Source organism: Streptomyces sp. NBC_00986, from assembly GCF_045162565.1.
GTDB lineage: Bacteria > Actinomycetota > Actinomycetes > Streptomycetales > Streptomycetaceae > Streptomyces.
This window is the reverse complement of the sequence record NZ_CP108733.1, coordinates 2,970,206-2,994,325: the sequence shown is the minus strand read 5'-3', so window position 1 is coordinate 2,994,325 and position 24,120 is coordinate 2,970,206. Positions and strand designations below refer to the sequence as shown.

Annotated in this window: 24 protein-coding genes and 5 pseudogenes; 10 read left to right on the top strand and 19 right to left on the bottom strand. The window is 69.9% G+C overall.

The window, feature by feature from the left end:
• Positions 1-52: 52 nt before the first annotated feature.
• Together OG504_RS13155 and OG504_RS13150 are read left to right on the top strand one after the other, a co-directional pair.
• The gene (locus OG504_RS13155; RefSeq protein ID WP_405989979.1) at positions 53-1,504 is read left to right on the top strand and encodes a sodium:solute symporter; all 1,452 of its coding nucleotides are present in this window, start codon (positions 53-55) and stop codon (positions 1,502-1,504) included.
• A gap of 61 nt (positions 1,505-1,565) precedes the next feature.
• Entirely contained in the window at positions 1,566-2,330 is a 765-nt protein-coding gene (locus OG504_RS13150; protein ID WP_405989978.1) for a class II aldolase/adducin family protein, read from the top strand.
• A gap of 22 nt (positions 2,331-2,352) precedes the next feature.
• Here OG504_RS13150 and OG504_RS13145 read toward each other — a convergent pair whose 3' ends face one another.
• Positions 2,353-2,895, bottom strand: coding sequence for a hypothetical protein (locus tag OG504_RS13145; RefSeq protein WP_405989977.1), 543 nt, complete (start codon positions 2,893-2,895; stop codon positions 2,353-2,355).
• Between the two features lie 227 nt (positions 2,896-3,122).
• Here OG504_RS13145 and OG504_RS13140 point away from each other — a divergent pair, with 227 nt between their 5' ends.
• The 4 genes from OG504_RS13140 to OG504_RS13125 all read left to right on the top strand — a co-directional run bounded on the left by OG504_RS13140 (position 3,123) and on the right by OG504_RS13125 (position 6,879).
• Positions 3,123-3,629 carry a SigE family RNA polymerase sigma factor gene (locus OG504_RS13140; protein WP_405989976.1) on the top strand — a complete coding sequence of 169 codons (507 nt, stop codon included), beginning with the start codon at positions 3,123-3,125 and terminating at the stop codon, positions 3,627-3,629.
• Positions 3,630-3,639: 10 nt separating this feature from the next.
• On the top strand, positions 3,640-4,263 hold the full coding sequence (locus OG504_RS13135) for a hypothetical protein (RefSeq protein WP_405989975.1): 624 nt from the start codon (positions 3,640-3,642) through the stop codon (positions 4,261-4,263).
• A gap of 103 nt (positions 4,264-4,366) precedes the next feature.
• Positions 4,367-5,623 carry a glycosyltransferase gene (locus OG504_RS13130; protein ID WP_405989974.1) on the top strand — a complete coding sequence of 419 codons (1,257 nt, stop codon included), beginning with the start codon at positions 4,367-4,369 and terminating at the stop codon, positions 5,621-5,623.
• Positions 5,620-6,879, top strand: a complete 1,260-nt coding sequence (locus OG504_RS13125; protein ID WP_405989973.1) for a hypothetical protein — start codon at positions 5,620-5,622, stop codon at positions 6,877-6,879. Before OG504_RS13130 ends, OG504_RS13125 begins: the two co-directional genes overlap by 4 nt.
• A gap of 8 nt (positions 6,880-6,887) precedes the next feature.
• Here the strand turns inward: OG504_RS13125 and OG504_RS13120 are convergent, their stop codons facing one another.
• The gene (locus OG504_RS13120; protein ID WP_405989972.1) at positions 6,888-8,102 is read right to left on the bottom strand and encodes an FAD-dependent monooxygenase; all 1,215 of its coding nucleotides are present in this window, start codon (positions 8,100-8,102) and stop codon (positions 6,888-6,890) included.
• 81 nt (positions 8,103-8,183) lie between these two features.
• Here OG504_RS13120 and OG504_RS13115 point away from each other — a divergent pair, with 81 nt between their 5' ends.
• The gene (locus OG504_RS13115; RefSeq protein ID WP_405989971.1) at positions 8,184-8,663 is read left to right on the top strand and encodes a MarR family transcriptional regulator; all 480 of its coding nucleotides are present in this window, start codon (positions 8,184-8,186) and stop codon (positions 8,661-8,663) included.
• A gap of 380 nt (positions 8,664-9,043) precedes the next feature.
• Here the strand turns inward: OG504_RS13115 and OG504_RS13110 are convergent, their stop codons facing one another.
• The 5 genes and pseudogenes from OG504_RS13110 to OG504_RS13090 form a co-directional block, all read right to left on the bottom strand.
• The gene (locus tag OG504_RS13110) at positions 9,044-9,802 is read right to left on the bottom strand and encodes an SDR family NAD(P)-dependent oxidoreductase (protein ID WP_405996323.1); all 759 of its coding nucleotides are present in this window, start codon (positions 9,800-9,802) and stop codon (positions 9,044-9,046) included.
• Between the two features lie 317 nt (positions 9,803-10,119).
• Entirely contained in the window at positions 10,120-11,085 is a 966-nt protein-coding gene (locus OG504_RS13105) for a hypothetical protein (protein WP_405989970.1), read from the bottom strand.
• 257 nt (positions 11,086-11,342) lie between these two features.
• Entirely contained in the window at positions 11,343-11,501 is a 159-nt protein-coding gene (locus tag OG504_RS13100) for a hypothetical protein (protein WP_405989969.1), read from the bottom strand.
• Positions 11,502-11,653: 152 nt separating this feature from the next.
• Positions 11,654-12,085 (bottom strand): annotated as a pseudogene (locus OG504_RS13095) (LuxR C-terminal-related transcriptional regulator); the annotation flags it as partial.
• Complete coding sequence (locus OG504_RS13090) at positions 12,070-12,372, bottom strand: hypothetical protein (protein ID WP_405996640.1); 303 nt, start codon at positions 12,370-12,372, stop codon at positions 12,070-12,072. The gene OG504_RS13090 and the pseudogene OG504_RS13095, both read right to left, overlap by 16 nt.
• 181 nt (positions 12,373-12,553) lie before the next feature.
• Here OG504_RS13090 and OG504_RS13085 point away from each other — a divergent pair, with 181 nt between their 5' ends.
• Positions 12,554-13,039 (top strand): hypothetical protein, encoded by a 486-nt coding sequence (locus tag OG504_RS13085; protein ID WP_405989968.1) that lies wholly within the window; start codon positions 12,554-12,556, stop codon positions 13,037-13,039.
• Positions 13,040-13,281: 242 nt separating this feature from the next.
• On the opposite strand, the gene OG504_RS13080 is transcribed toward OG504_RS13085, so the two are convergent.
• Both OG504_RS13080 and OG504_RS13075 read right to left on the bottom strand, forming a co-directional pair.
• Positions 13,282-14,109: an alpha/beta fold hydrolase gene (locus OG504_RS13080; protein WP_405989967.1), complete on the bottom strand. Its 828-nt coding sequence runs from the start codon at positions 14,107-14,109 to the stop codon at positions 13,282-13,284.
• Between the two features lie 104 nt (positions 14,110-14,213).
• Positions 14,214-14,879 carry a DUF4097 family beta strand repeat-containing protein gene (locus OG504_RS13075; RefSeq protein ID WP_405989966.1) on the bottom strand — a complete coding sequence of 222 codons (666 nt, stop codon included), beginning with the start codon at positions 14,877-14,879 and terminating at the stop codon, positions 14,214-14,216.
• A gap of 238 nt (positions 14,880-15,117) precedes the next feature.
• Between OG504_RS13075 and OG504_RS13070 the strand changes: the two genes are divergently transcribed.
• Positions 15,118-15,873 (top strand): helix-turn-helix domain-containing protein, encoded by a 756-nt coding sequence (locus OG504_RS13070; RefSeq protein WP_405989965.1) that lies wholly within the window; start codon positions 15,118-15,120, stop codon positions 15,871-15,873.
• A 22-nt stretch (positions 15,874-15,895) separates the two neighbouring features.
• On the opposite strand, the gene OG504_RS13065 is transcribed toward OG504_RS13070, so the two are convergent.
• Together OG504_RS13065 and OG504_RS13060 are read right to left on the bottom strand one after the other, a co-directional pair.
• Positions 15,896-16,330: an alpha/beta hydrolase fold domain-containing protein gene (locus OG504_RS13065; protein ID WP_405996322.1), complete on the bottom strand. Its 435-nt coding sequence runs from the start codon at positions 16,328-16,330 to the stop codon at positions 15,896-15,898.
• A 396-nt stretch (positions 16,331-16,726) separates the two neighbouring features.
• The gene (locus OG504_RS13060; protein ID WP_405989964.1) at positions 16,727-17,521 is read right to left on the bottom strand and encodes an SDR family NAD(P)-dependent oxidoreductase; all 795 of its coding nucleotides are present in this window, start codon (positions 17,519-17,521) and stop codon (positions 16,727-16,729) included.
• An 85-nt stretch (positions 17,522-17,606) separates the two neighbouring features.
• Here OG504_RS13060 and OG504_RS13055 point away from each other — a divergent pair.
• A pseudogene (locus tag OG504_RS13055) lies at positions 17,607-18,457 on the top strand (helix-turn-helix transcriptional regulator).
• Here OG504_RS13055 and OG504_RS13050 read toward each other — a convergent pair.
• The 8 genes and pseudogenes from OG504_RS13050 to OG504_RS13015 form a co-directional block, all read right to left on the bottom strand.
• On the bottom strand, positions 18,417-18,749 hold the full coding sequence (locus tag OG504_RS13050) for a hypothetical protein (protein ID WP_405989963.1): 333 nt from the start codon (positions 18,747-18,749) through the stop codon (positions 18,417-18,419). The pseudogene OG504_RS13055 and the gene OG504_RS13050 overlap by 41 nt on opposite strands.
• Positions 18,750-18,992: 243 nt before the next feature.
• Positions 18,993-19,238 (bottom strand): annotated as a pseudogene (locus tag OG504_RS13045) (extradiol ring-cleavage dioxygenase); the annotation flags it as partial.
• Positions 19,239-19,363: 125 nt separating this feature from the next.
• Positions 19,364-19,555 (bottom strand): annotated as a pseudogene (locus OG504_RS13040) (CorA family divalent cation transporter); the annotation flags it as partial.
• A gap of 265 nt (positions 19,556-19,820) precedes the next feature.
• Complete coding sequence (locus OG504_RS13035; RefSeq protein ID WP_405854175.1) at positions 19,821-20,756, bottom strand: NADP-dependent oxidoreductase; 936 nt, start codon at positions 20,754-20,756, stop codon at positions 19,821-19,823.
• A gap of 24 nt (positions 20,757-20,780) precedes the next feature.
• Positions 20,781-21,449, bottom strand: a complete 669-nt coding sequence (locus OG504_RS13030; protein ID WP_405989962.1) for a cation:proton antiporter — start codon at positions 21,447-21,449, stop codon at positions 20,781-20,783.
• Between the two features lie 127 nt (positions 21,450-21,576).
• Positions 21,577-22,308 (bottom strand): annotated as a pseudogene (locus tag OG504_RS13025) (cation:proton antiporter); the annotation flags it as partial.
• 91 nt (positions 22,309-22,399) lie between these two features.
• Entirely contained in the window at positions 22,400-22,771 is a 372-nt protein-coding gene (locus OG504_RS13020; protein ID WP_405989961.1) for a DUF2255 family protein, read from the bottom strand.
• Between the two features lie 90 nt (positions 22,772-22,861).
• Complete coding sequence (locus OG504_RS13015; RefSeq protein WP_405845684.1) at positions 22,862-23,878, bottom strand: zinc-dependent alcohol dehydrogenase family protein; 1,017 nt, start codon at positions 23,876-23,878, stop codon at positions 22,862-22,864.
• Positions 23,879-24,120: the final 242 nt, after the last annotated feature.

The following is a 24,120-nucleotide window of genomic DNA, read 5'->3' as shown; positions in this document are numbered from 1 at the left end:
GGTCGCCGACTCTCTCCGAACTCTCCGCTCCGTCCGCTTCCGGAGGACTCTGATGACCGTCGACTACTTCGTCATGGCCGCATACCTGCTGGGCATCATCGGCGTGGGCTGGTGGGGCAGGAAACGCGCCGCGTCCAAGAGCGACTTCCTGGTCGCCGGACGGCGGCTGGGCCCGCTCATGTACACCGGCACGATGGCCGCCGTCGTCCTCGGCGGCGCCTCCACCATCGGTGGCGTACGCCTCGGCTACACCTACGGCATCTCCGGCGCCGCGATGGTCTTCGCGATCGGCCTCGGACTGCTGGCCCTGTCGGTCTTCTTCTCCGCCCGCATCGCCCGCCTCAAGGTCTACACCGTCGCCGAGATGCTCTCCCTGCGCTACGGCGACACCGCCGCCGTGATCTCCGGCATCGTGATGTGGATCTACACGCTGATGCTGGTCGTGACCTCGACGATCGCGTACGCCAGTGTCTTCGACGTCCTGTTCGACGTGCCCCGCTGGGTCGCGGTGGTCATCGGCGGCACGATCGTCGTCGGCTACTCGGCGCTCGGCGGCATGTGGTCCATCACCCTCACCGACATGGTGCAGTTCGTGGTCAAGAGCCTGGGAGTGCTGGTCCTGCTGCTGCCCATCGCCGTGGTCAGGGCGGGCGGCTTCGCCGAGATGGCGGACAAACTCCCGGACGGCTACTTCTCCCCGACCTCCATCGGCGGCCGGACCATCGTCACCTTCGTGCTGATCTACACCTTCGGCATGCTCATCGGCCAGGACATCTGGCAGCGGGTGTTCACCGCCCGCTCCGACAGAGTCGCCTCCTGGGGCGGCACGGTCGCCGGCGTCTACTGCCTGGTCTACGCCCTGGCAGGCGCCGTCATCGGCATGGCGACCAAGTCCCTCTACCCCCAACTCGCCAGCGCCGACGACGCGTTCGCGACGATCGTCCGGCACGCCCTGCCCACCGGCGTCCGGGGCCTCGTCCTGGCCGCCGCGCTCTCCGCGATGATGTCCACCGCGAGCGGCGCGCTGATCGCCTCGGCCACCGTCGCCAACAACGACATCTGGGCGCGGCTGCGCCGCCGTACGACCACGGGTCCGAAGGACGACGAGATCGGCTCGAACCGGCTCGCGATCGTCGTCCTCGGCGTCGCGGCGATGGGCATCGCCTGCGCCCTCGGCGACGTCATCGAAGCCCTCACCGTCGCCTACAACCTGCTCGTCGGCGGCCTGTTGGTGCCCATCCTCGGCGGCCTCGTCTGGAAGCGCGGCAACCTCCCCGGCGCCATGGCCTCGATGATCGCGGGCGGCACCACGGTGATCGTCTTCATGGTGACCGACGGCCTCCTCGCCAACGAGCCCATCTACTACGGCCTGTCGGCCGGCCTGGTCGCCCATGTCGCCGTCAGCCTCCTCACCAGGCCGACGGAGGAAGCCGTGGTTCAGGCCTGGCACCGCCGCCTGGCAGGCGAACAGGCCGTCGCCGCAACGGAGTTGAGCGTGGTCTGACCCGCTGTTCCGGTAGCGCCCACCCGCACCCGCACGTGCCGTATCTCATCGGAAGGTCCCCATGTACGCCACCACCCTCTCCACAGAAGAACTCCGGCTGCGCCGCGAACTCGCCGCGGTCTACCGGCTCGTGGCGCACTTCCGGATGACCGACCTGATCTTCACGCACATCTCGGTCCGCCTCCCGGGCCCCGAACGCCACTTCCTGATCAACCCGTACGGCCTCCTCTTCGAGGAGATCACCGCGTCCAGCCTCGTCAAGATCGACCTGTCCGGCCGCGCCGTCGAGGACTCCCGACACCCGGTCAACCCGGCCGGCTTCGTCATCCACAGCGCCGTCCACGCCGCCCGCCCCGACGCCCACTGCGTCCTGCACACCCACACCAGGGCGGGCTGCGCGGTCGCCGCCCAGCAGCACGGCCTGCTCCCGCTCAACCAGATCTCCATGGAGTTCTACGGCAGGCTCGGCTACCACGACTACGAAGGCGTCGCCCTCAACCTCGCCGAACAGCGGCGCCTGGTCGCCGACTTGGGCCGCCACCCCGCGATGATCCTGCGCAACCACGGCCTGCTCACCGTAGGGGAGACCCCCGCGCAGGCGTTCCTGCGCATGTACTACCTGGACAAGGCCTGCGAGATCCAGACCACGGCCACCGCGGCGGGCACCCCGCTGGTCGTCCCCAGCCCGGACGTCTGCGAACTGACTGCTCGTCAACTCACCGGCGAGGACGACAGTTCGGACCTCCAGGACGACAAGGCGTACGAGTTCGCGTGGGGGGCGCTGCTCCGGCTCGTGGAGCGGATCGCCCCCGACTACAAGGACTGAGGGTCACCCACAAGGACTGAGGTCAGCCCGTCGCCGCCGACTTCTGTCCGGACGGGGCGACGGCGTACCACTGGTTGTCCTTGCCCTGGCCGTTCGCCTGTCCGGCCGCCGTGTCGCCGACGTACCGGTACAACGGCCAGCCGGCGAGGGTGAGTTGCGGCCGGCCGTCGCGATGGACCGTGCCGATGAGGCTCTTCTCCACTCCCGAGGTCTGCACGGACTCCGGCACGATCACCGGTATCCACGTCTGGACGCACGCGCCCTTGCACGTCCACTTGGACGGGTTCGGCTCGTCCTTGTCGTAGCGGTAGAGGGTCATCCCGTTCGTGTCGGTGACCACCGTGCCCACGCCGTCGACCGCCCTGGCCGTCACGGTGTACGCCGTGGTCGTGGCGCCGGCGGCCGGCGTCGAGGCGGCCGGCGCCGGGGTGGTGGGAGCCGACGCGGCCGGGTCCACCGCGGCCGTGCTGTCGGAACCGGCGCTGTTCGAGGAACCGCACGCCCCCAGCAGCAGCGTGGAGGCGAGGCCTGCGACGAGGCTCAGGACAATGCGTCGCGGGATCAAGGAAGTGCCCTTCGTCGGGGATCGTGCGTACTGCCTGCTCGCTCTCCCCATACGTCCGCCGACCCCGCGCCTCTCAGCCGGGAACGCACATGACGCACTCTTGACCACCGCACCCCGGAACGGGATGTAACCCGGATCACAGCCCCGAAGTGCAGCGCGGTACGGGGTCAACGGCCTTTCTCTCTGTGTAAGGGGCTTGCCCGAAACGGGGACGGTGGACGGTACGGATGGAACAGAGTCGGGCCGACGGGTTCGACGGGTTCGTGGCAGCCCGCTGGTCGGCGTTGTTCCATCTGGCCTGTCTGCTCGTGGGAGGCGATCGGCACCGCGCCGAGGACCTGCTCCAGGAGGCCATGGTCAAGCTCTGGTTCGCCTGGCCGAGAATCGCGGAGGAGGCACCGGAGCCGTACGTCCGCAAGATCCTGGCGCGGGCGGCGGCCCGTTCGGCGCGGCGGCGCTGGTGGGGTGAGCGCCCGGTCGAGCAGCTGCCAGATCGCGCCGAGGCCGGGGACGTGTCCGCCGTAGTGGCTGAGCGCTCGCGGCTGGAGGCGGCGCTGGCCCAACTGCCGTCCGCGCAACGGGCCGCCGTGGTCCTGCGCTACTACCAGGACCTGCCCGACCGGCAGGTCGCCGAAGTGCTGGGGTGTCCGGTCGGCACCGCCCGGTCCCATGCGTCACGGGGCGTGGCGCGGCTGCGCCGGATCCTCGGCGATGTCATCGAACCGGTGGGATGAGGAGGAGTTGATGAACCACTTCGACCACGGCGATCAGTTCGACGACAGTGATCAGTTCGACGACAGTGATCAGTTCGGCCACGGCGATCACTTCGATCGTTTCGAGCGGGAGCTCGCGCGGATGATGCGCGACACCCAGGAGACGACCCTCTTCGAACCCAGGCACCAGACCCGGCTCCACTCCGGCGTGCGGGCCAGGCGCCGGGTCCGCGTGGCCCAGAAGGCGGTCGGCTCCGCCCTCGCCGTCGCCGGAATCGGCCTCGGCTTCTTCCTGCTGCCCCACGACCGTGTGGACGACAGACCGCAGGCCCCGCTGCCCGGACCGGTCGTGACCCCGACGCTCCCGACCGCCACCCCGACCCGCACACCGAACACGCCCCCGAGCGCCACCACGAGCCCGACACCCACCCGGACCACCCTGCCGCCCACCACCCCGACCTCGACCCCGACCGGGAGTTCGGCCACCTCGTCCTCGGACCCGAACACGACCGACACGGCCCCGCCGCCCTCCAGCACGGGGACGGCCAACACGTCCACGGGGCACAGCACTTCGACGAGTACGACCCCGACACCGCCGGCGACGGGGGCGGCGACGGAGTCGTCCGCGACCGTGGGCCCGACCGGCTCCGGCTGACCCGTCCCGCCTGGGACCACCCCAACCCGTAAGCCCCAGCTGCGGCATGGCGCCCGCAGGCGATCCCGCACGCCCTGCGGCAGCCCACAGACCAGGACAGAACATGACGATACTGACGAGCCAGACGGGTCCGACGGGCCAACTACCGTTGCGCACACCGGTGTCGGCACACCACCGCGAGCCGGTCCTCGACGTGGTCGTCCCCGTGTTCAACGAGGAGAAGGACCTCGAACCGAGCGTACGGCGGTTGCACGCGCACCTGTCGGAGACGTTCCCGTACCCGTTCCGCATCACGATCGCGGACAACGCCAGCACGGACGGAACCCCGCGCATCGCGGCCCAACTAGCCACTGAAATACCAGAGTTGGAGTGGCTACGGCTCGCCGAGAAGGGCCGGGGCCGGGCCCTGCACGCGGCCTGGTCCGGGTCCCGGGCACCCGTGCTCGCCTACGTCGACGTCGACCTGTCGACCGACCTCGCGGCGCTCCTCCCGCTGGTCGCCCCGCTGATCTCCGGCCACTCCGACATCGCGATCGGCACCCGCCTGGCCCGCGGCTCCCGGGTGGTGCGCGGCCCCAAGCGGGAGGCCATCTCCCGTTGCTACAACGCGCTGTTGAGGTCCACTCTCGCCGTCGGCTTCTCCGACGCGCAGTGCGGTTTCAAGGCGGTACGGCGTGATGTCGCCGAGCGGCTGCTGCCCCTGGTGAAGGACTCGGGGTGGTTCTTCGACACCGAGTTGCTGGTGATCGCCGAACGGGCCGGACTGCGTATCCACGAAGTGCCGGTCGACTGGGTGGACGACCCCGACAGCCGCGTCGACATCCTCTCCACGGCACTGGCCGACCTGCGCGGAATCGCCCGCATAGGACGGGAGTTGGCGCGCGGCACGCTCCCGACGGCGGGTCTGCGCCGGGCCGCCGTCGACGGCTCGCACTCGGCCGGCCTGGCCGCCCAGCTCCTGCGCTTCGCCGCCGTAGGAGCGGTGAGTTCGGCCGGATACGTCCTGCTGTACGTCGTGTTGCGCCCGGCGGCGGGCGGCCAGGCCGCCAACGCGCTGGCGTTGCTGCTCTGCGCCCTCGCCAACACGGCCGCGAACCGCCGCCTGACGTTCGGACTGCGCGGCCGAGTCGGCGCCCTCCGCCACCAGGCCCAGGGCCTCCTGGTCTTCACGGTCGGCCTCGCCCTCACCAGCGGCTCCCTGGCCCTCCTCCACCGCACGTCCCCAACACCCGCACGCACCACGGAGGTCGGGGTCCTGGTCGCGGCCAACCTGGCGGCAACCCTCGTACGGTTCCTGCTCTTTCGGGCCTGGGTGTTCCCGGTCGGGCGTCGCGGCGAGGCGGAGGAGACGTCGATATGAGCGATACGACGACGTTGACCCCGCCCGTCGCCGCAGAGACCACAACCGACCTGCCTCACAGGGATGTTGGTGAATTTCTGCGCCGCGCGGTCCGCCACTACGGCCCGGTGCTCGCGCTGTACGGCGTCCTGAAGCTCATCGGCTTCTCCGTGTTCATGTACCTGCTGGACTCCGACGGCGGCTTCCGGACGAGGAACCCGCGCTTCGGCGGCGGCGCCCACGCCTGGGACGTACTCGCCACCTGGGACGGCTGGTGGTACCAGCAGATCGCCGCGCACGGCTACCACCCCGCGCTCGTCCAAGTCCCCGACGCCACCGGCCTGATCACCCTCGAAGGCAACTCGGCGGCCTTCTTCCCGCTCTACCCGGCGACGATGCGACTGGTCTCCGACGTCACGGGCCTGGGTCTGTACGGCTCGGGGATGCTGGTGTCGGTCGTGGCGTCGTTCGCGGCGGCGCTCGGCATCTACGCCGTCACGGCGAGGTTCGGAGGCAGGCGAGCCGGATTGGCTGCTGCCGGGCTGTGGGCGGTCTGGCCCGGCTCCGGCATGGAGTGGTCGGCGTACTCGGAGTCCCTCTACATCGCCCTCGCCGTCTGGGCCTGCCACGCCGTCATGACCGACCGCTGGCTCACCGCGGGCGTCCTCACCTTCGCCGCCGGCCTCAACCGCCCGACGGCCGCAGCACTGATAGCCGCCCTCACCGTCGCCGCGCTGCAGGCGCTCCACCGCCGCCGGGAGAACGTCGCGGGCCCATGGATCGCGATGGCGATCGCACCCCTCGGCCTGATCGGCTACCTCCTCTGGGTCGGCAACCGCATGGGCAACCTGGCCGGCTATTTCGCGCTCCAGAAGGGCGCCTGGGGACACACCTTCGACTACGGCAAGCAGACCGCCGACGTCTTCAGCTCGATGGCGGTCGGCCGCTTCGACTACCTGTTCGCGTACCCCTTCGAGGACATCATCGGCGTGGCCGTCGTGCTGCTGGCCGCACTTCTGATCCCGCTCCTGATCCGCCTGCGCCCACCGGTAGTCCTGACCGTGTACACCCTGCTCACCCTCGCGCTGGTCCTGGGCAGCCAGCAGATCTTCGGCAACGTCTCCCGCTATCTCCTCCCGTGCTTCCCCCTCTTCATCCCGTTGGCCGTCAAGCTCCGCACCCTCCAACTGCCCATGCTGTGCCTGCTGTTGGGGATCGCGGCCGTCGCGTCGGGGTCGTACGCCGGGTATGTGCTGTTCGAGGTGGGGGTGCCGTAGGCGGGCGCTCAGTTCCGTGCTGTTCCGACGCCCCCGGCCGCTGCCGCCGGAGCGGTCCAGTCGATGTGGTAGCCATACGTCCGCCGCGACTGCTCGCCGTTCGCCAGCCGGGGCAGGAGCACCGGCATGACCAGGTCGCGGAGGATCCGTCCGACCGGGCCCGCGGCCTTGTTGTTGTTCACGCGGGCGGCCTGCTTCACGATCCGTTCGACGCGGGGGCGGCGCAGCGCGTCGTACGCGGTGAAGGCGTCCTCGATCGTGGGCAGATCGCGCAGTGCCTTGGCCAGCTCCACGGCGTCCTCGACGGACAGGGAGGCGCCCTGCCCGGATGTCGGCGAGGGGGCGTGGGCGGCGTCGCCGATGACGATCATCCGGCCGCGGTGCCAGGCCGGGAGGTCGACCATGGCGTGCATGGGGCCGGCCGGCGTGATCTCCTGGCTCGCGCGGATCAACTCGGCGGCGGGGCCCGTGTCTTCGGCGAAGAGGTCGACGAGCCGGTGTCGCCACTCCTCGGAACCGATGCCTTCGAGCTCGCCTCGGGCCGGCTCGTCACGGCGCGGGAGGTTGGCGAACCACCAGACCTCGCCGTCGGGGGCGGGGACGTAGCCGAAGAAGGCGCGCTTGCCGAACACCATCCGGTAGCTGCCCACTTGGGAGTTCACCGGCACCCCGCGGGTGTAGCCGCCGAGCCCGATGAGGCCCGAGTACGCGGGGGCGGCGGCCGCGGGGTCGATGAGGTTGCGGACCGTCGAGTGCAGCCCGTCGCAGCCGATCAGCAGATCGCCGAACTCCTCGCTGCCGTCGGCGAACACTGCGCGCACGCCGTCGCCGGTGTCCTGCGCGTCGACCAGGCGCTTGCCCTGCTCGATGCGGATACCCCGGCGCAACGCCTCGTCGCGTACGGCGCGGTAGAGGTCGGCGCGCTTGAGCGTGCGGCTGGTGATGTCTCCGTCCGGGCGGCTGGTGTGGACCGTGCCCAGTGCCTTGCCGGTGGTGGAGACCATGTCGATCGCCGGGGTGGGGAAGCCCGCGGCGACGGCCGGGGCGTCGGCGCCGATGACGCGCAGGGCGTCGATGCCGTTGGAGCCGAGCGTCAGGAAGACGCCGACGCCGTCGGCCCCGGAGGCGTGGGCTTCGTGGACGACCGAGTCGATGCCGGCCTGCTGGAGCGCCATGGCGGCGGAGGGTCCGGCTATGCCGCTGCCGATGATCAATGCCTTCATGTCGGTGACCTTTCGAGGTGGCTCTGGCTACTTCTAGTTATTTAGATGGATCTAACTAAATAGTAGAGCTAGGATGCCGAGGTGACAAATCGCGAGGAATCCACAGGTCGGGGCGGCCGGGCGGAAGTGGTGGACGAGGTTCTGCTCGCCGGGCGCGAGCTCTCGACGGCGGCGGTGCTCTTCCACTCGGCGCTCGCCGCTCGTCAGGGCCTGAACGCCAGCGACACGAAGGCGCTGGACCTGGTGGCCCGGCTCGGCCCGTTGACGGCAGGGGAACTCGCCCGTCACCTCGCCCTCAAGCCCGCGTCGGTGACCGCCCTGGTCGGCCGCCTGGAGGAGAAGGGGGCCTTGCACAAGGCTCCGCATCCTGAGGACGGCCGGAAGGTGGTGCTGCACTTCAACGAGGAGTTCGCGGCGCGCAATATGCACTACTTCGCTGAACTCGTCGGATCACTGCGGGAGTTGTGCGAGCGGTACACGGACGAGGAGTTGGAAGTGGTCGTGTCGTTCATGAGGGAGGCGGCGCGGCGGCAGGGGGAGGCTACGCGGCGGTTGGGGTGAGGGGCGGGTTCGCGAATGTGGAGGGTGTCTGTCGGGGCGGGTGAACGTCCCTTTCCCCTACGGGTGTTGAGGAGAGGGGAGACTCCGGGGCGGCCGGGCCGCTGCGCACTCCGCGAGGTCCGACGTGAAGTCCATGGCGGGGATCGGCGCGCCGTCGGTGAGAACCGAATCGCTGAACTAGCCCTCTCCCTGGGGGTGTTCGGGGCCGCGGGGGAGAGGGCGGCGCGTGGAGGCGCACTTCGATGCCGGGTCGGTCGCCGGGTTCGACGCGGGGTCCGATCGGCGGCTCGGTCGGCCGTGGTGATTCCCGGGAGCGCGTCGGCGGTGTTCCTGCCCTGTCCGGCGTTGATGTCCGGACGGGAAGTCGGCCTTGGGGAGCGTCAGTTGGCGATGACCGCGGTGGTGGTGCGGCCGCCGTCGACGTCGAGCACGATGCCGTGCACGAACGAGGAATCGTCGCCGGCCAGGTACCCGGCGGCCTTCGCGACCTCGTCCGGCGTGCCCATCCGGCCGGCGGGGGTGCCCTTCATCATGATCTCGGCCGGGTGGCTCTCACCTGGCGCCGGCGCCAGCACCACACCCGGGGAGATCGCGTTCACGCGTACGCCCTGCGGCCCGAACTCCGCCACCCAGGCCCGGGTCAGCGTCTCCACGGCTCCCTTGGTGGAGCTGTAGAGGGCGCTGGGGATGCTCAGCCGCGCGATCCAGGAACCGAGGTTGACGATCACGCCGCCTGCCTCCACCATGGCGGGGGCGACGGCCGCGGTCAGGAAGAACGGGGCCTTAACGTTCACGGCGTAGACCTGGTCGAAGGTCTTCTCGTCGGTGGACGCCGTGGTGGCCTGGGGGTAGATGCCGGCGTTGTTGACCAGGACGTCGATACGGCCGCCGAGGACCCGCGTCGCCTCCTGGGCCAGCGTCCGCGAGGCGGCGGCGCTGCCGTCCAGGTCGGCCCGCACGAACTCGGCACGGCCGCCGCGTGCGCGGATCCCGGCGACGACCTCCTGGCCCCGCTCGGCACTGCGCCCGGAGACGGCGACATACGCCCCCTCGCGGGCGAAGGCCTCCGCGATCGCCCGCCCGATGTTGCTGGTCGCTCCTGTGACCAGGGCGGTCTTGCCCTGAAGGCGCATCGACATGATCCACTCCGGTGCTTGGTGCTTGGTGCTTGGTGCTTGGTGTTTTGTGTTTGGCGCTTCGCGGTGAACCCGCAGGGCCGCCGTGGCGCAGGTTGCCTTCGGCGGGGCGGGGCGGGGGCTGGCCTGGTCGTTGGGGCGCGGAGTGAACTCGTCGTCGGAGGGGGAGTCGAGCGGGGTCAGCCGACCGCTGGCCGCACAGCAGATGACGGCGTCCACCGCGCCGACAGTCTCGAACAGGGCGTCGATGGAACCTGGTGTCTCAAGGTCGACCCGTGTGGTGGTGCTGTTGCGTGAAGCCCGGATCACCTCGTGCTCGGTCAGCCGGTCACCGGCTGCCACCGGGTTTCCTGTGCAGGGTCGATGCCGCTGAGCCACACCAACGTCCCGCCGATCAAACCCGGTTTGTCCCGGGTGGCGAGGGTGGGGGCTTCGAGCATGTCGGCGGTCTCCTCCAAGTAGGTGACCAGTGTGTCGAGTTCGTCGCCGGGGGGTTCGTTGTAGCGGGACCAGGAGCCCAAGTAGCCGGTCGCGGCGTCCAGATACAACCCCGTGGTGCTGTCGGCCGGACCCAGGGCGACCACCGGAATCCGGGTCGCCTTCCACACGGTGATCTGCTTCTCTTCGGGGCGGTTGGCGTTGAGGGCATCCTGGTGAGCCTGGGCATCTGTCTTCAGCCGATGGCAGGCGGCCACGGCGTCCGGATTCATCAGAGCCATGTTGCCCGGAAGGCAACCCCGGCCATCGGCCCCGTCGTCACCTGCGCTCAGCATCCACAGGACGCGCAGTTCGAGGGGTATCGGGATGCCGAGTTCGTCTTCCAGCGCGGTGATGGCGGCCGAGCCGGCGCCGGTGCGGAGCGCGACGTAGGAGTCGGGGGCGTTGGCCTGGAGCCAGGCGATGATGCGATACCAGGCATCGGCGACCTCCCTTACGGTGAGCGCGGCGGCAGCAGGATCGGCAGGCTGTTCCTGTGTCTGTTCCTGTTTCTGTCCCTGCTTTTGCTTCTGCTCGTGGGCGTCGGTGGAGGGCTCGTTGGAGGGAGCCGCCCTCAGAAACCGGATCTCTATACGGTCCGGCTCGCGTATGTAGCCGACAGACAGGTCGGGGCAGTCCTCGAACATGTCCCCGTCGACCGTCACGGTCAGGATGCCGGGCAGCCCCGAGGGCCGGCCCCTGTCCGGGTCGTCGGCCAACTGGCCGGCCACAGTCTTCAGCGCGTAGGGAACACCTGCCCCTAGCTGGGCGGCGATATCGCGTACGTCCGGCTGGATTTCGACCTTCACGGCCCGGTGCTCCTTGCTGCTCCTTGGCGGTCGGATGGAGGGCGATGCCCCTCAACACACTAGGCCTGCACCTGAGTTGAGCGGCGGTCGGTGGCGGGCGGTGGTGGACGTCGCAGCGGATTCGCCGCCGCCGATCCCTGCTGTTCTGCACCGGGGACGCCGGACCGTGCCGTCGTCGCGGGCAAGCGGAGTGCTCGGGCTGAGGCGGGCGCGTGGCATCTCGGACGTGAGTCGGATGCCCCGGTGGGCGACCGCCGTCACCAAGTGACCACGCGGGCGCGGTACTTCGAGCGACCGCTCGACGGTGTCGCCGCGATCGTGTCGAGCGTGGCGTCGATGTCGCGGACCGCCTCCGTGTGGTCGACGGCCGTGTAGTCGATCACCTCGTCGGCACCGAACCCCTCGACGAAACGCACGCTTGCTGCCCCTGCCCCGGGGTACGACGTGAACCGCCGTACCGGGATCACCGACTCGAACGGAACCCGGGACGCGGGACGCGATGGGAATCCGACAGCCTCGCCGTCGGAGGCATGTCCGGTCGGCCAGGGTCTGACGGGCGGCGCCGCGGTCACAGCCAGCCGTTGGCCTCCGCGAGGCGGGCCGCCTCGGCGCGGGTGCGGGCCTGGGTCTTGCCGATCGCCGACGACAGGTGGTTGCGGACGGTGCCCTGGGACAGCCGGAGCGCCCTGGCGATGTCGGCCACGGTGCCACCCTCGGCCGCGGCGCGCAGCACGTCCGCCGCACGCCCGGTCAGCGGACTCGTGCCGGCGGCCAGTGCTTCCGCGGCGAGGGCCGGATCGACGAAGCGCAGGCCGGCGTGGACGCGGCGGATCGCGTCGACGAGTTGCTCGGGCGGGGAGTCCTTCACGACGAATCCGGCCGCGCCCGCGGACATGGCCCGCGCGAGGTAACCGGGCCGGCTGAAGGTCGTACAGATGATGGTGCGGCAGCCGGGCAGCGCCTGCCGGAGGTCCGCGGCGACGGTCAGGCCGTCCCGGCCACGATCGCGATCCGCCCCCGGCGCAACGCCGTCGGTCCGTACCGGGCCGCCGCCGCGCAGCCGATGCCGTAGCAGACGATGGAGCCGATCGTGAGTGAGCTGAGCAGGGCGGATCCAGTGCCGTGCGCGATGTCCTCGACCCGTGCGACCAAGGCGAGCGAGGCCAGCGCCGTGGCCGTGGCGACGGCCACGCGACCCCGGATCCTGCGGCCGTCCGGCGGGTTCTTCCAGAAACTCCAGTCCGGCCACTGGCCGACGGAGAACTCGTCGGGATCACGTGCGCCCACGTCGGCCATGCTACGGCCGGCTGCCGCCGGGGCGGACAAACGGAGGCCGGCCCGGCAGTGATGCGTGGATCATGCGGGCAGCCATCAACCACCCATGACCGGCGCCCCCGTTCCGTCTGTCACCCGACACGCATGACAGATGGCATGGGCCCGACCCCTGGGCCGGTGGTGCCACGGAGTCATGTTGCACGCGAGGAGAATCCATCCGCCGAGCCAGGAGTACGAACTCACCGAGGACGACGGCCGGGCGCCGACGACGTTCTCGCTGCACAGAGGCCGCGTCGGCACGAGGTTCACCCTGCGTGGGGTCGACTACCTCGTCCGCACGCACCGCCTCAGCGGTGTGTACGAACTGCTCGACGCCGACGGGACACCCGTCGCGACCACGGACCGGGTGTGCCGAAGCCGGCACATGACGTGCTCAGAGCGGGTCATCCCGTTCCAGCGGACCGCGATGGCAGGCCGCGAGTACACGATGATCGGCGGCGACGACGGCGAGCCCGCCGGCACGATCCGGCGCACCGGAACCGTCCACTCCGAGGCGACCGCCGACCTGCCCGGCGTGGCACTCGTGCCGCAGGTCTTCGCGCTAGTCGTCCTCCTGCTCCGCGCCCGGCGCAAGCGGACAGCGGCGGCCGCCCGCCCGGCCTCCCTCGCGGGCGGCTGACGCCGGTCGGAGGGGACCGGTGCGGCGGACATGCGGTGGCCGCACACCTCGCACCGGCCGTCCGTTTCGGACTGGTGACCGTTCGGGCAGTTCGACATCTCGCTCTTTCCCTCTGTGCCCCTCTACGCGCGGCGCTGCGGGGCACGAGGACAAGGTCGACAGCCCCCTGCTCCGACCACGGCGTGTCGGCCGGGACGAGTGCCGTACGGCTTGACGGTCTCCCTCGGGGCCGCCCCGGCGGCTCATCGAAGCGGCGGGCGGTCGCGGTCGAGGCCGGCGATCTCGCGTACGGCGTCGGCGACGGCCGGGGCGTCCTTCTTGAGGATCGCGTCGTGATTGCTGGCGACCTTCGCGCTGATTTTGATGTTCGCGTTGCGGGCGACCACTCCGTCGAGGCTGGCGCGGATCTGTTCCTGCTCGTCGCCCTTGCTTCCGAGGGAGGTCCCCGAAGCGACCACGTATCGCGCCGGGACGGTGATGTTGTCCAGGACGGGGCCCAACTCGCTCTCGCGGGCGATCCTGCCGAGCTCGATGTTGCTGTCCGCCATCTGTTCGGCGTGCATCCGCGGGGTCAGGCCCGTCGGTCGCAGCAGCGGCATGAAGAGGTTCAACCGCCGGAACGTCTTGCGGATCCGCTGCTCCATGGCCTCGTCCAGCCAGTCGTGCGGCTGCGCGCCGTCGACCAGGACCGCGCCCAGGGCGCGCTCCGGGTTGCGGCCGGCCCAGTGCGCCGCGACGAACGCCCCGTAGGACCAGCCCACCACCAGCGCCCGGTCCACACCCCGGGCCGCGAGGACGGCGTCGACATCCCGGACCGCGGCCTCGAAGGAGTAGTCCGCGGAACGCTTCGATTTCCTGCCACGGGCCCGCTCGTCGTAGGTGATGTGGCGCCAGTCCGCCCCCAGTTCGGCGATGACCTGCCGCCAGTACCCCTGGGTGGCGAACTGGCCGTTGAGATAGACCACGGGGATACCGGGACCGCCGGTGTCGGTGACGGCCAGGGCGGTGTCGTCGACCGGCACCATGCCGGTCCACTTCGAACCGGTCGAGGAAGTACTGTTCTTCGTCATGTTCTGTTCCTCCTGGTCACGTGGGAGCGTCTGCTACAGCGGCTTCTCGCCGGCCCTGCGGGTGGATCGCGGCGGGCTCGGCGGACGGTGCTGCTCGTGTTCCTTCAGAGGCTGCGTGCGGTGATGTCACCGCGGGAGGTCGTGGCGCGGATGCCGAGCTCGGTGGTGCCGTCGTTCTTGAGGGAGTTGCTGACGCGGCCGTAGCCGGTGTCGGCGTCCAGGGCGGCCGAGACGCCGGCGGCGGCGCCGACCGTGATGTCGCCGGACTCGGTGCGGAGCACGACCGTGCCGCGCACCGCCTCGGCGATCCGGATGTCGCCCCTCGCGGTGCTGATCTCGGCGGGGCCGCCCAGCCGGCCGACCTCGACGTCGCCGTCGACCGCGGTGAGCCGGACGCTCGCGGCCTCGTCGATCTTGATCCGGCGGTACGCGCCTTCGAAGGCGACGTCGCCGAGGCGTCCGACGCCACGGAGTTCGGCACCGGCGGACGTGGCCTCGACACGGGAGCCGGCGGGCAGCCGGACGGTGACCTCCAGGGATCCGGAGGAGCCGAGGAGCTTGTTGTCGGGGGCCTGGGTCGTGATGCGCAGGACACCGTCGGCGTAGACGACCTCCGTCCGCTCGGCGGTCCTGGTGTCGCGGTTCTTGGACGAGTCGGCCGGCCGGACCTCGACGGTGGTGTCGGCGCGGTCCGCGGCGATGAACTGGATGCGTCCGGCGGGGATGTCCAGGACGGCGGAGATCGGGGCGGGGGTGTCGAACTTCTGCATCGTGTTCTCCAGTGTCGGCTCGTTGTTTCTGACACCGGAAACGCTACGTTGCCTTTCTGTATTCAGCAACATTCTTGTTGCGGCAGATTCATATATGAGCAGGTCAAAACCTATGTATCGTTGCAACGGGCTTAGGGATAATGCAACGGAAGCGCTCGGTTCGTTGCAATGACTGAAGGGTGCACGCTATGGTGAGGGGGATCAGGGACCGTCACGAAGGATCACCGAGGAGACCGCGATGCCGGGAGGCAGGCTCACCCAGCAGGAACGTCGGCAGATCTCGCTGGGGCTGGCCGACAGCCTCCCCTACGCCGAGATCGCCCGCCGCCTCGACCGTCCGACCTCGACGATCACGCGTGAGGTGATGCGCAACGGCGGCCCCACCGCCTACCGCGCCGACCTGGCCCACCGTGCCACCGAACGCCGCGCCCACCGGCGCAAGCACACCCCGCCCCCAGGGCAGGGGGCGCCGGCTCGGAGCAACGGGCGCGACGACGAAGCCGTACGCGAGTACGAGGAGGCGTTCACCACCCTCCTGATGCAACAGGGCCTGCCCAAGATGACGGCTCGGGTGCTGACCTGCCTCTTCGTCGCCGACGCGGGGAGCCTCACCGCGTCCGAACTCGTCCAGCGACTCCAGGTCAGCGCGGCGTCCGTGTCCAAGGCGATCGCATTCCTCGAAGAACAGGGCCTCGTCAGCCGGTCACGCGACGAACGCCGCCGCGAGCGCTACTACGTCGACGACGACGTCTGGTACCAGTCGACGATCGCCAGCGCCCGCGGCACCGCCCAGGTCGCCGAGATCGCACGGCGGGGCGTCGGTGTCCTCGGCCGCGACAGCCCGGCCGCCGCCCGCCTGGAGAACATCGCCCGCTTCAGCGACTTCATCAGTGAGAGCATCCTCCGTGCCGCGGAGCAGGTCCGCGAAGTCCTCTACACGAAGCCCGAAACGGCACCAGGTGACACCACCGCACCAGGTTCGGATCGCGGGTAGGCACCCCCTGCCTGACGAGTCGTCAGCGGGAGTGGCCGAGCATGTCGGTGACGTCCGCGAAGACCCTCTCTCCCGCTGCCGCGGCGGCCGGCGAGAGGGTGTCGAGGGTGAGGAAACCGTGGACCATCCCGGCCTCGCATCGATGTCTGACGGCAACGTTCGCGGCGGCCGGCCGAGCGGCATAGGCGTCGCCCTCGTCCCGAAGCGGATCGTGCTCGGCAGTGACGACGACGGTGGGCGGCAGCCCGCCGAGATCGCCGGCGTGCAGCGGGCTGACCTCGGGATCGGCGCGCCGGGACGGGTCGGGGACCCATTGCTCGGCGCCCCATGCGACGTCGTCGGTCGCCAGGCCCCAGCCCGTGGCCTTCGACCGCGTGCTGGGACAGGAGAGAGTCAGATCGGTGTTGGGATACAGCAGGATCTGGGCGGCCGGCAGCGGCCCGCCCTCATCACACAGTCACAGGCAGCGACGCCGCCGCGATCACCCGATTCAGAACCCAGTTCGACCGACCACGCTCATCGACCCATCGACCGGTATGCGGAAGCCTTCTCACGGTGAGTCACTACGCGGGCTCGACACCTTCATTGGGAATCCTCGCGAGCCTGGTGAACTCCGCCTCCGTGGTCAACCAATGCTTCGAGCATGTGCGTAGGCGGACCGTCGCAGCTACGCAGCGACAGTCAGGCCGACAGTCATGACCGACCCCCACTCTTTCTCTTTTCTCTTTTCGGCGTCTCGCAGCTTCCGTACGGGTCCGGGACCGATACCGAGCGCGTCGCCGGTGATCGAGATGCTGCCGCGTTTCATGTACGGGGTCGTGAAGGAGCGGCCCGGAGCGCGGGCCGTTCTTTTTCAGGCGCCGGCGCCACCGTCGACCGGGACGATCGCGCCGGTCACGTACGAGGCGCGGTCGCTGAGCAGCCACGCGGCCGCCTCGGCGACCTCGCGGGGCTCGGCCATGCGGCCGAGCGGTGTCCCCGCGGTACTGGCCTCGATGATGCCGGGAGTCGCCGCCTCCCACTCCTCCATCATCTCCGTGGCCGTGCCGCCGGGAGTGATGCCATTGACCCGGATTCCCTCCGGGGCCCACGTCACCGCAGCGGTCTCGGTGAGGCTGTTGAGCGCGCGCTTCATGGCGCCGTACGCGGGCAGGGGCGGTACCGCGCGGCGGCTGCCGATGCTGGAGGTGTTGACGATCGCCCCGCCGCCGTTCTGCCGCATGAGCGCGGCCTCGGCGGTCATCGCGGTCCAGTGCGAGCGGAAGTTCACCGCGAACTGCCCGTCGATGTCCGCGTCGCTCGTGGTGTCGAGCGGGCCGGGCTGCTGCTGGACGATCGCACCGTTGTTGAAAGCGCCGTCGAGCCGTCCGTGCAGTTCCTCGACGCGGTCGACGGCGGCGCGGATGCTCGCGGGGTCGGCGAGGTCCAGGGTGACGGCGTCGGCGACGCCGCCGTCGGTACGGATCTCCTTCACGATGCGGTTCAGGGCGTCGGTGCTGCGGGCGGCGAGCACGACGGTGGCGCCCTCCGAGGCGAAGAGCCGGGCTGCGGCCGCCCCGATGCCACGGCTGGCGCCGGTGATGAAGATGACCTTGCCCGTGAGCAGGCCGATGGGCGCGCTGTCGGTGGTGTTCGTGGTGTTCGTCATGGCAACAGCGTCCGGCCGGCTGCCGGTCGGATACAGGCACAGGCTGTACCAGGATCCGCCGCCGCGCCGTACGCACACTGGGCGTATGGACAAACAGGAACTCGGGGCGTTCCTCCGCAGCCGCCGCGAGCGACTCCGCCCGCAGGATGTCGCCCTCCCCTCCGGCCCGCGACGCCGCACACCAGGTCTGCGCCGCGAGGAAGTGGCGGTCCTCGCGCACATCTCCACGGAGTACTGCATCCGCCTTGAGCAGGGCAGGGCGCCACGCCCCTCGGGTGACGTCCTGGCCGCGATCGCGGGAGCGCTGCGGCTCACCGACGCCGAGTCCGACCACCTCCACGTCCTCGCGGGTACCGCGCCGAACCGGACCGGACGGCACCGGCGCGACGTCCGCCCCAGCATCCTCGCCCTCATCGAGCGGCTGCCGCAGACGGCCGGCTTCGTCATGTCCGCCGCGTGCGAAATCCTCGCCTGGAACGATCTCGCGGCCGCTCTCATGGAGGACTTCGCTCCGCTCGCCCCCGAGGACCGCAACCTCGCCCGCCGGGCCTTCCCCGGACCGCAGCCCGCCGATACGACGCTCTACGGGATCTCCGACGCCGCCGAGTTCCGCCTCGGCGTCGTGATGCAACTCCACACCACCCTCGCCCGCTACCCCACCGATCCCGCGGTGACCGGCCTCGTCGACGAACTCCGCGACACCAGCCCCGACTTCGCCCGGCTCTGGGAACGACACGACGTACAGGCCGCGCCGATGCTCACCAGACCTTCCGCCCCCCGACCGTCGGGGAGGTCACCGTCGACTGCGACACCCTCACCCTCACCGACCGCGACCAGCACCTCGTGCTCTACAGCGCGCCGCCGGGATCCCCCGACGCCGAAGCCCTCGCTCTGCTCAACGTCCTGGGAGCAGAGGCCAGTCACTATCCGCGGTAGCGCCACGGCCAGCCGCTCTGAGCACCAACGCCGGCAGGGATGACGTACCGAGGCTGCCGCCGGCGCGCGCCAGGTCGACCCAGTCCCGCAGTCCGGCCTTCTTGTCGTCGTCGATGCCGACCTGACGTCCCGCGGACTTGGACCGCGGTGAGACGTAGAGGTCGCCCGTCACGATGAGCGGGATCCCGGCCCGCACCATGGGTTCGCAGAACTCGAGCAGTTCGTCCGTCATGTACCCGTCGTCGGTGGAACGGGTCTCGCTGGTCGCCGACTTGAAGAGTCGCCCCGGCACGGTGAGCGTGCCGATCCGCAGGGGACGCAGGAGCGGGCTGGTCGGGGGGTGGGCATCGGTTCTCCTCTACCTCATGGATGTTGCGACGTTCGGGCGCGGTGATGCGCTGCTAGGAAGGTCCTGCGGTCCGGACGAAGACGTCGAGGACCTTCGCGTCGACCGACGAGTACGCGTGCCTTGCCCCTGCGGACACCGCGCAGGGTCGTCCGTGCCGGGTCGTCGGGGGAGATGCGGGCCCGGCGGTCAGTCGTCGGGGACACCTGCGCCGCCGAGGGCGGGAACGGTGACCTCCGGGCGGGCCAGGCAACGGGCACCGAGCCGGAACTGGTCGAGCTTGTCGACGATCGTCCGGCCGACGCGGGTGTGGCCCCAGCTGCTGATGCCCTGGCGGGTGCTGGGCAGCCAGGTGGTCTCGTCGATGACGACGGGGTTCCAGCCGACCTCCCACTCGAACCCCGAGGGGGTGCGGACGTAGTAGGAGAGTTCCTTGCAGCCACTGTCTGTTCTGTTTCTCCCGAGATTCTCCCCAAGGGCTCCCCAGAGCCCGACACGGCTCTGTTTTCGAGAGGTGCGAGAGCCAACCACGCGCGGGGCTTGAAAGGACGCTGCCTGGCCTAGAGCCAGTCCCGCCGTTTGAAGATCAGGTACAGGCTGACGCAGACAATCGCCATCAGACCGATCGCGAACGGGTATCCGAAGCCCCAGTGCAGCTCCGGCATGTGTGTGAAGTTCATGCCGTAGATCGTGCCGACGAGGGTCGGAGCGAAGAGGATGGCAGCCCAGCTGGAGATCTTCTTGAAGTTGTCCACCAGGTGGCTCTGACCTGCAGCGATGCCACTGAACAAGTCTCTGGCCTGGGCTGATCCGTCTTTCTGGGTCTTTCTGGGCGGCGCCCGGTCATGCAGTCGATTCTCCCCAGGCGCTCCCCAGAGCTGCTCGTACTCCCCAGATTCTCCCCAGAGAACGGCTTTGCACGCGGTTGGTTGGGCGCGGTGCGGAAAGCTCCTTCGATTCGTCCGGCGGGCACAAGCAGTCACTGCGCGCAGTTCGCTGCCGTTCTCGATCGGAAGCTCAGAAAGTGAGCACCACTCGCCCTCGGAGGCCGCCTGCCTCCAACAGTCGGTGTGCTTCGGGGGCTTGCTCGGCCGGCAGGGTCCGCGCCACCCGAGGGGTGAGGCTGCCCTTCTCCGCCAGTTCGCGCAGGCGGTCGAGCTTGGCGTACTCGCGGGCGTACTGCGGGACGAAGGTGTTGCGGGTCTCGATGCCGCGTTCAACGCGGACCTGGATGCCGCCGACCGATGTCGCCACTCGGCCTCCGTCGCGTACCGCGCGGATGGCGAGGGCGGCGATGCCCGCGGTGTCGACGAGGCCGTCGACTCCGTCAGGTATCTCCTTGCGCACCAGCTCGGGGAACTCGGTACCGCGAGGCAGGATCACGTCAGCGCCGAGTTCCTTCACCAGTGGCTCGTCCTTCGGTGCCGCGTCGGAGATCACCCGGAACCCGTCCGCCTTGGCCAGTTGGACGGCGTAGCCGCCGACCGCGCCGGCCGCTCCGGTGACCGCCACGGTGGCGCCCGCGGGAAGTTCCAGCAGGTCCAGGGCCATACGGGCCGTCAGCCCGTTCATCGGGAGCGTGGCGGCCTCGATGTCGATTGCGCCCGCCGGGACGCGGACGACCGACTCGGCGGGCACGACGACGTGGTCCGCGTACGCTCCGTGCGTTCCGGAGACGACGACGACGGCCATGACGTGGTCGCCGACGGCGAGATCGGTGTCGACTCCCTTGCCGATCTGCTCGACCACGCCCGCCGCATCCATCCCGGGAACATAGGGCGGCTCGGCGTCGGAGACGAACGCGATTCCCCGGCGCACCAACATGTCGACGGCGTTGACCGTCGCCGCGTGTACACGGATCCGGATCTCGCCCGGCCCGGCCTCGGGGACCGGAAGGTCCAGGACGCGCAGTACGTCGGGTCCGCCGAATGCAGTCAGTCCTATGGCCTTCATGGAAAGTCCTTCCTCAGGGATGAGTCACTCGACTGCCGCGCCTCCCGACAGACGCACCTCTTCGCTGTCAAGGGCGGCCTGCAGGCGGCGCAGTACGGTGTCGTCGATCCGGCGCTCGTCTCGCAGCCGGACGACGGTGGCGCGTTTGTTGGTGATGAGGGCCAGGCGCAGCGCGAGGTAGTCCTGGTGCTGGAGCACCGCGGGGTCGTCGTGGGCGCCTGCGCTCTGGGCTCGGACGGACGCCAGGTGGGCCTCGTACTCCTGTCGCAGCCACTCGACGATCTTCGGTTCCGACCGCAGGTCGGCGGCGAGCCGGGGTAGCGCCTTGATCGCCTCTTCGATGGCGGTGGTCTCGGCGAGGTCGTGTTCTTCGTCGACGGACGTGTCGGGCGGCAGTTTCGCCCAGCGCACCGCCACCGGCAGCAGAAGTCCTTGCACCACCAGGGTCGCGAGGATGACGCCGGAGGTGACGAAGACGATGAAGCTGCGGTCGGGGAACGGCTCGCCCGAGTCGAGGGTCTGCGGCACCGAGAGCACCATGGCGAGCGAGACCGCACCCCGGAATCCGGCCAGCCCGTTGACCACCCGGGTCCGGTGACCGACGCGAAGCATGCGTTGCTGGGGACGGCGGTCGAACGCCCGGACCAGGTAGGTGGAGGCGTAGAGGAACGCGAAGCGCACGGCGACCAACACCACGCAGATGACACCGACCGCGATCAGCGCGTCCTGGAGATCCGCGTCCCAGGTCGCGGACGGCGTACTGAAGTTCCACCCCCACCAGGACGAACAGTGCCCCGTTGATGATGAAGGTGGCCAGCGGCCAGAACGCCAGTGCCTGCGTGCGGTGTTCGGCCTGGATGATGCGCGGGGCGACCTGGGACATGATCAGGCCGCTGACGACCACCGCGAGGACGCCGGACGCCTCGACGAGTTCGGCCAGCAGGTATGCGGTGAAGGGTGCCAGGATCATGACCAGGTTGCCCAGCAGAGGATCGGTCAGGCGGCGCCGCAGGTTCATGTTGACCCGTGCGACCGCGACGCCTACGGCCGCCCCGCCCCCGTAGGCGAGCAGGAACAGCCCGCCGACGTGCGGAATGCTCAGGTGCTCCTCGCCGATCGTGATGCCGACGGCCAGACCGTAGACGACCAGCGCGGTGCCGTCGTTGACCAGGCTCTCCGCGCGCAGGATGGTGACCTGACGGCGCGGCAGGGCGCGGGCGAGGACGCCGACCGCCGTCGCGTCCGTGGGCGCCATGGCCGCACCGAGCACCCACGCCGGCCCCCACGGCAGCCCGAGGGCGTGCCCCGTCGCGGCGACGGCCCAGGCGGTGAGGATGACGAGTACGGTGCTCAGCTGCAGGATGCCACGCAGGTTGGTGCGGATTTCCCGCAGGGAGGTGGTCAGGCTCTCCCAGTGCAGCAGCACCGGCAGGAAGAGCAACAGCACGACGTCCGGGGGCAGTTGCGCGTTCCGCAAGGCCGGGATGAACCCCAGGAACACACCCGTCACGAGCAGGACTACGGGCGGGGCGATGCCGAGGCGTTGTCCCACGACGTTGCCCACCAGCACGGCCACGCCCAGGACCACGACGAGTTCGAGACCGAGCAAGGTGCTTCTCCTGGAGGGGTGAAAGAGCCGATGTTCAGCGCGGTACGAGCTTCAGGGTCGTGTCCCGCGAAGCCACCATGGGATCGACGTAACTCGCGCCGTACCGGCCGTACTTGATGCGGTAGGCGGTGTCGATGCGGTCGTTGGTGCCGGGGTCGGTGACCTCGACGAGGGTGACGTCCTTGCCGACGCCGCCGGAGCGGATACGGCCCTCGTGGCCGGCCCGGGCCGCGCGGTACCAGGCGCCGGCGTTGCCACGGAAGGAGCGGACGTAGAGGTCGTCGCCGTCGCGGACGACCCAGATCGGCACGGGTGCGCGCGGCGTTCCGTCGCTGCGCGTGGGGGCCATCTGAAGTTCCTCGGCGTGCTCGATCCGGGTCAGTTCGTCGTTCGTCCAGGTCGTCATGGGTCTGCCTCCTTTACGACCGTGCAGCGGGGTGTGCCCTCGTGGGCGTGGGCGCGGCCGGCGCAGCTCCACGCCCACGAGGCGACCGGGTCAGGGCTTGAGGAGGGCCTTGATGGCGCGGCGTTCGTCCATCGCCTTGTAGCCCTCGGCGACCTGCTCCAGGGGCAGGGTGAGGTCGAAGACCTTGCCCGGGTCGATGTGGCCGGACAGCACGCGGTCGATCAGGTCGGGCAGGTAGCGGCGCACGGGAGCCGGGCCGCCACGTAGGCCGACCTGGGAGAAGAACAGCTCCTGGCCGTCGACGGCCACCTCGTGCGGGACGCCGACGAAGCCGACGTTGCCGCCCGGCCGCGCGGAGTGCAGGGCCTGGCTCATGGACTGGGCGGTGCCGACGCACTCCAGAACAGAGTCGGCACCGATGCCGCCGGTGAGGTCCTTGATGCGGGCGATGCCCTCCTCGCCGCGCTCGCTGACGATGTCGGTGGCTCCGAACTCCAGAGCGAGCTTCTGCCGGGACTCGTGCCGGGACATGGCGATGATCCGCTCCGCTCCCAGCTCCTTCGCGGCGATGACACCGCACAGGCCGACCGCTCCGTCACCGACCACGACGGCCGTCGAGCCCGGCTTGACCTCAGCGGCGAGGGCCGCGAACCAGCCGGTGCCCATCACGTCGGACACGGCCAGCAGACTCGGCACCACATCGCCGGAAGGGTGCTCGTCAGTGGCCACGAGGGTGCCGTGGGCGTTGGGAATGCGCACGTACTCGGCCTGGCAGGTGCCCATGAACTCGCGGTTCAGACAGGAGGACTGCCAGCCCCTCTGGCAGTTCGCGCAGGTGTTGTCCGACGTGGCGAAGGAGCCGACCACGAACTGGCCCGGCTTGACGTTGCCGACCTCGTTGCCGACTTCCTCGACGATGCCGACGTACTCGTGCCCCATCGGGTGCGGGTCGCCGACCGCCTCCAGACCGCGGTACGGCCACAGGTCCGAGCCGCACACACAGGTGGCGACCGTGCGGATGATCGCGTCGGTCGGCTTGACGATCTTGGGCTCGGGGACGTCCTCCACCCGGATGTCACCTGGGGCGTGGATCACGGTTGCGCGCATGTCTTTTCTCCTGATGTGTTTCTCGGGCAGCGGTGTCACCCGGGCGTACCGGATTCTTCGGCGATGGCCGATGGGGAATGAAGAAGCGTTGACGGCCTGTGAAGGACAATTGCCGGTCTCTGACTCTTTCACCACCCGCAGGGCCCGTACAGAGGAGAATTTCACCCCAGGGAAGACTTATCCAGGGATAAAACCTTCCTACCCAGCCGAGTGGCGGACAGCTCGGACTGGCCCGTATGAAC

What these genes read in the sequence shown, in the direction of transcription:
- OG504_RS13130 (WP_405989974.1), top strand. Translation starts at nt 4,367, where the DNA reads ATGACGATACTGACGAGCCAGACGGGTCCGACGGGCCAACTACCGTTG.
- OG504_RS13080 (WP_405989967.1), bottom strand. Translation starts at nt 14,109, where the DNA reads ATGACGAAGAACAGTACTTCCTCGACCGGTTCGAAGTGGACCGGCATG.
- OG504_RS13135 (WP_405989975.1), top strand. Translation starts at nt 3,640, where the DNA reads ATGAACCACTTCGACCACGGCGATCAGTTCGACGACAGTGATCAGTTC.
- OG504_RS13110 (WP_405996323.1), bottom strand. Translation starts at nt 9,802, where the DNA reads ATGTCGATGCGCCTTCAGGGCAAGACCGCCCTGGTCACAGGAGCGACC.
- OG504_RS13155 (WP_405989979.1), top strand. Translation starts at nt 53, where the DNA reads ATGACCGTCGACTACTTCGTCATGGCCGCATACCTGCTGGGCATCATC.
- OG504_RS13035 (WP_405854175.1), bottom strand. Translation starts at nt 20,756, where the DNA reads ATGAAGGCCATAGGACTGACTGCATTCGGCGGACCCGACGTACTGCGC.
- OG504_RS13150 (WP_405989978.1), top strand. Translation starts at nt 1,566, where the DNA reads ATGTACGCCACCACCCTCTCCACAGAAGAACTCCGGCTGCGCCGCGAA.
- OG504_RS13085 (WP_405989968.1), top strand. Translation starts at nt 12,554, where the DNA reads ATGTTGCACGCGAGGAGAATCCATCCGCCGAGCCAGGAGTACGAACTC.
- OG504_RS13020 (WP_405989961.1), bottom strand. Translation starts at nt 22,771, where the DNA reads ATGACGACCTGGACGAACGACGAACTGACCCGGATCGAGCACGCCGAG.
- OG504_RS13075 (WP_405989966.1), bottom strand. Translation starts at nt 14,879, where the DNA reads ATGCAGAAGTTCGACACCCCCGCCCCGATCTCCGCCGTCCTGGACATC.
- OG504_RS13125 (WP_405989973.1), top strand. Translation starts at nt 5,620, where the DNA reads ATGAGCGATACGACGACGTTGACCCCGCCCGTCGCCGCAGAGACCACA.
- OG504_RS13140 (WP_405989976.1), top strand. Translation starts at nt 3,123, where the DNA reads ATGGAACAGAGTCGGGCCGACGGGTTCGACGGGTTCGTGGCAGCCCGC.
- OG504_RS13015 (WP_405845684.1), bottom strand. Translation starts at nt 23,878, where the DNA reads ATGCGCGCAACCGTGATCCACGCCCCAGGTGACATCCGGGTGGAGGAC.
- OG504_RS13120 (WP_405989972.1), bottom strand. Translation starts at nt 8,102, where the DNA reads ATGAAGGCATTGATCATCGGCAGCGGCATAGCCGGACCCTCCGCCGCC.
- OG504_RS13060 (WP_405989964.1), bottom strand. Translation starts at nt 17,521, where the DNA reads ATGACGAACACCACGAACACCACCGACAGCGCGCCCATCGGCCTGCTC.
- OG504_RS13070 (WP_405989965.1), top strand. Translation starts at nt 15,118, where the DNA reads ATGCCGGGAGGCAGGCTCACCCAGCAGGAACGTCGGCAGATCTCGCTG.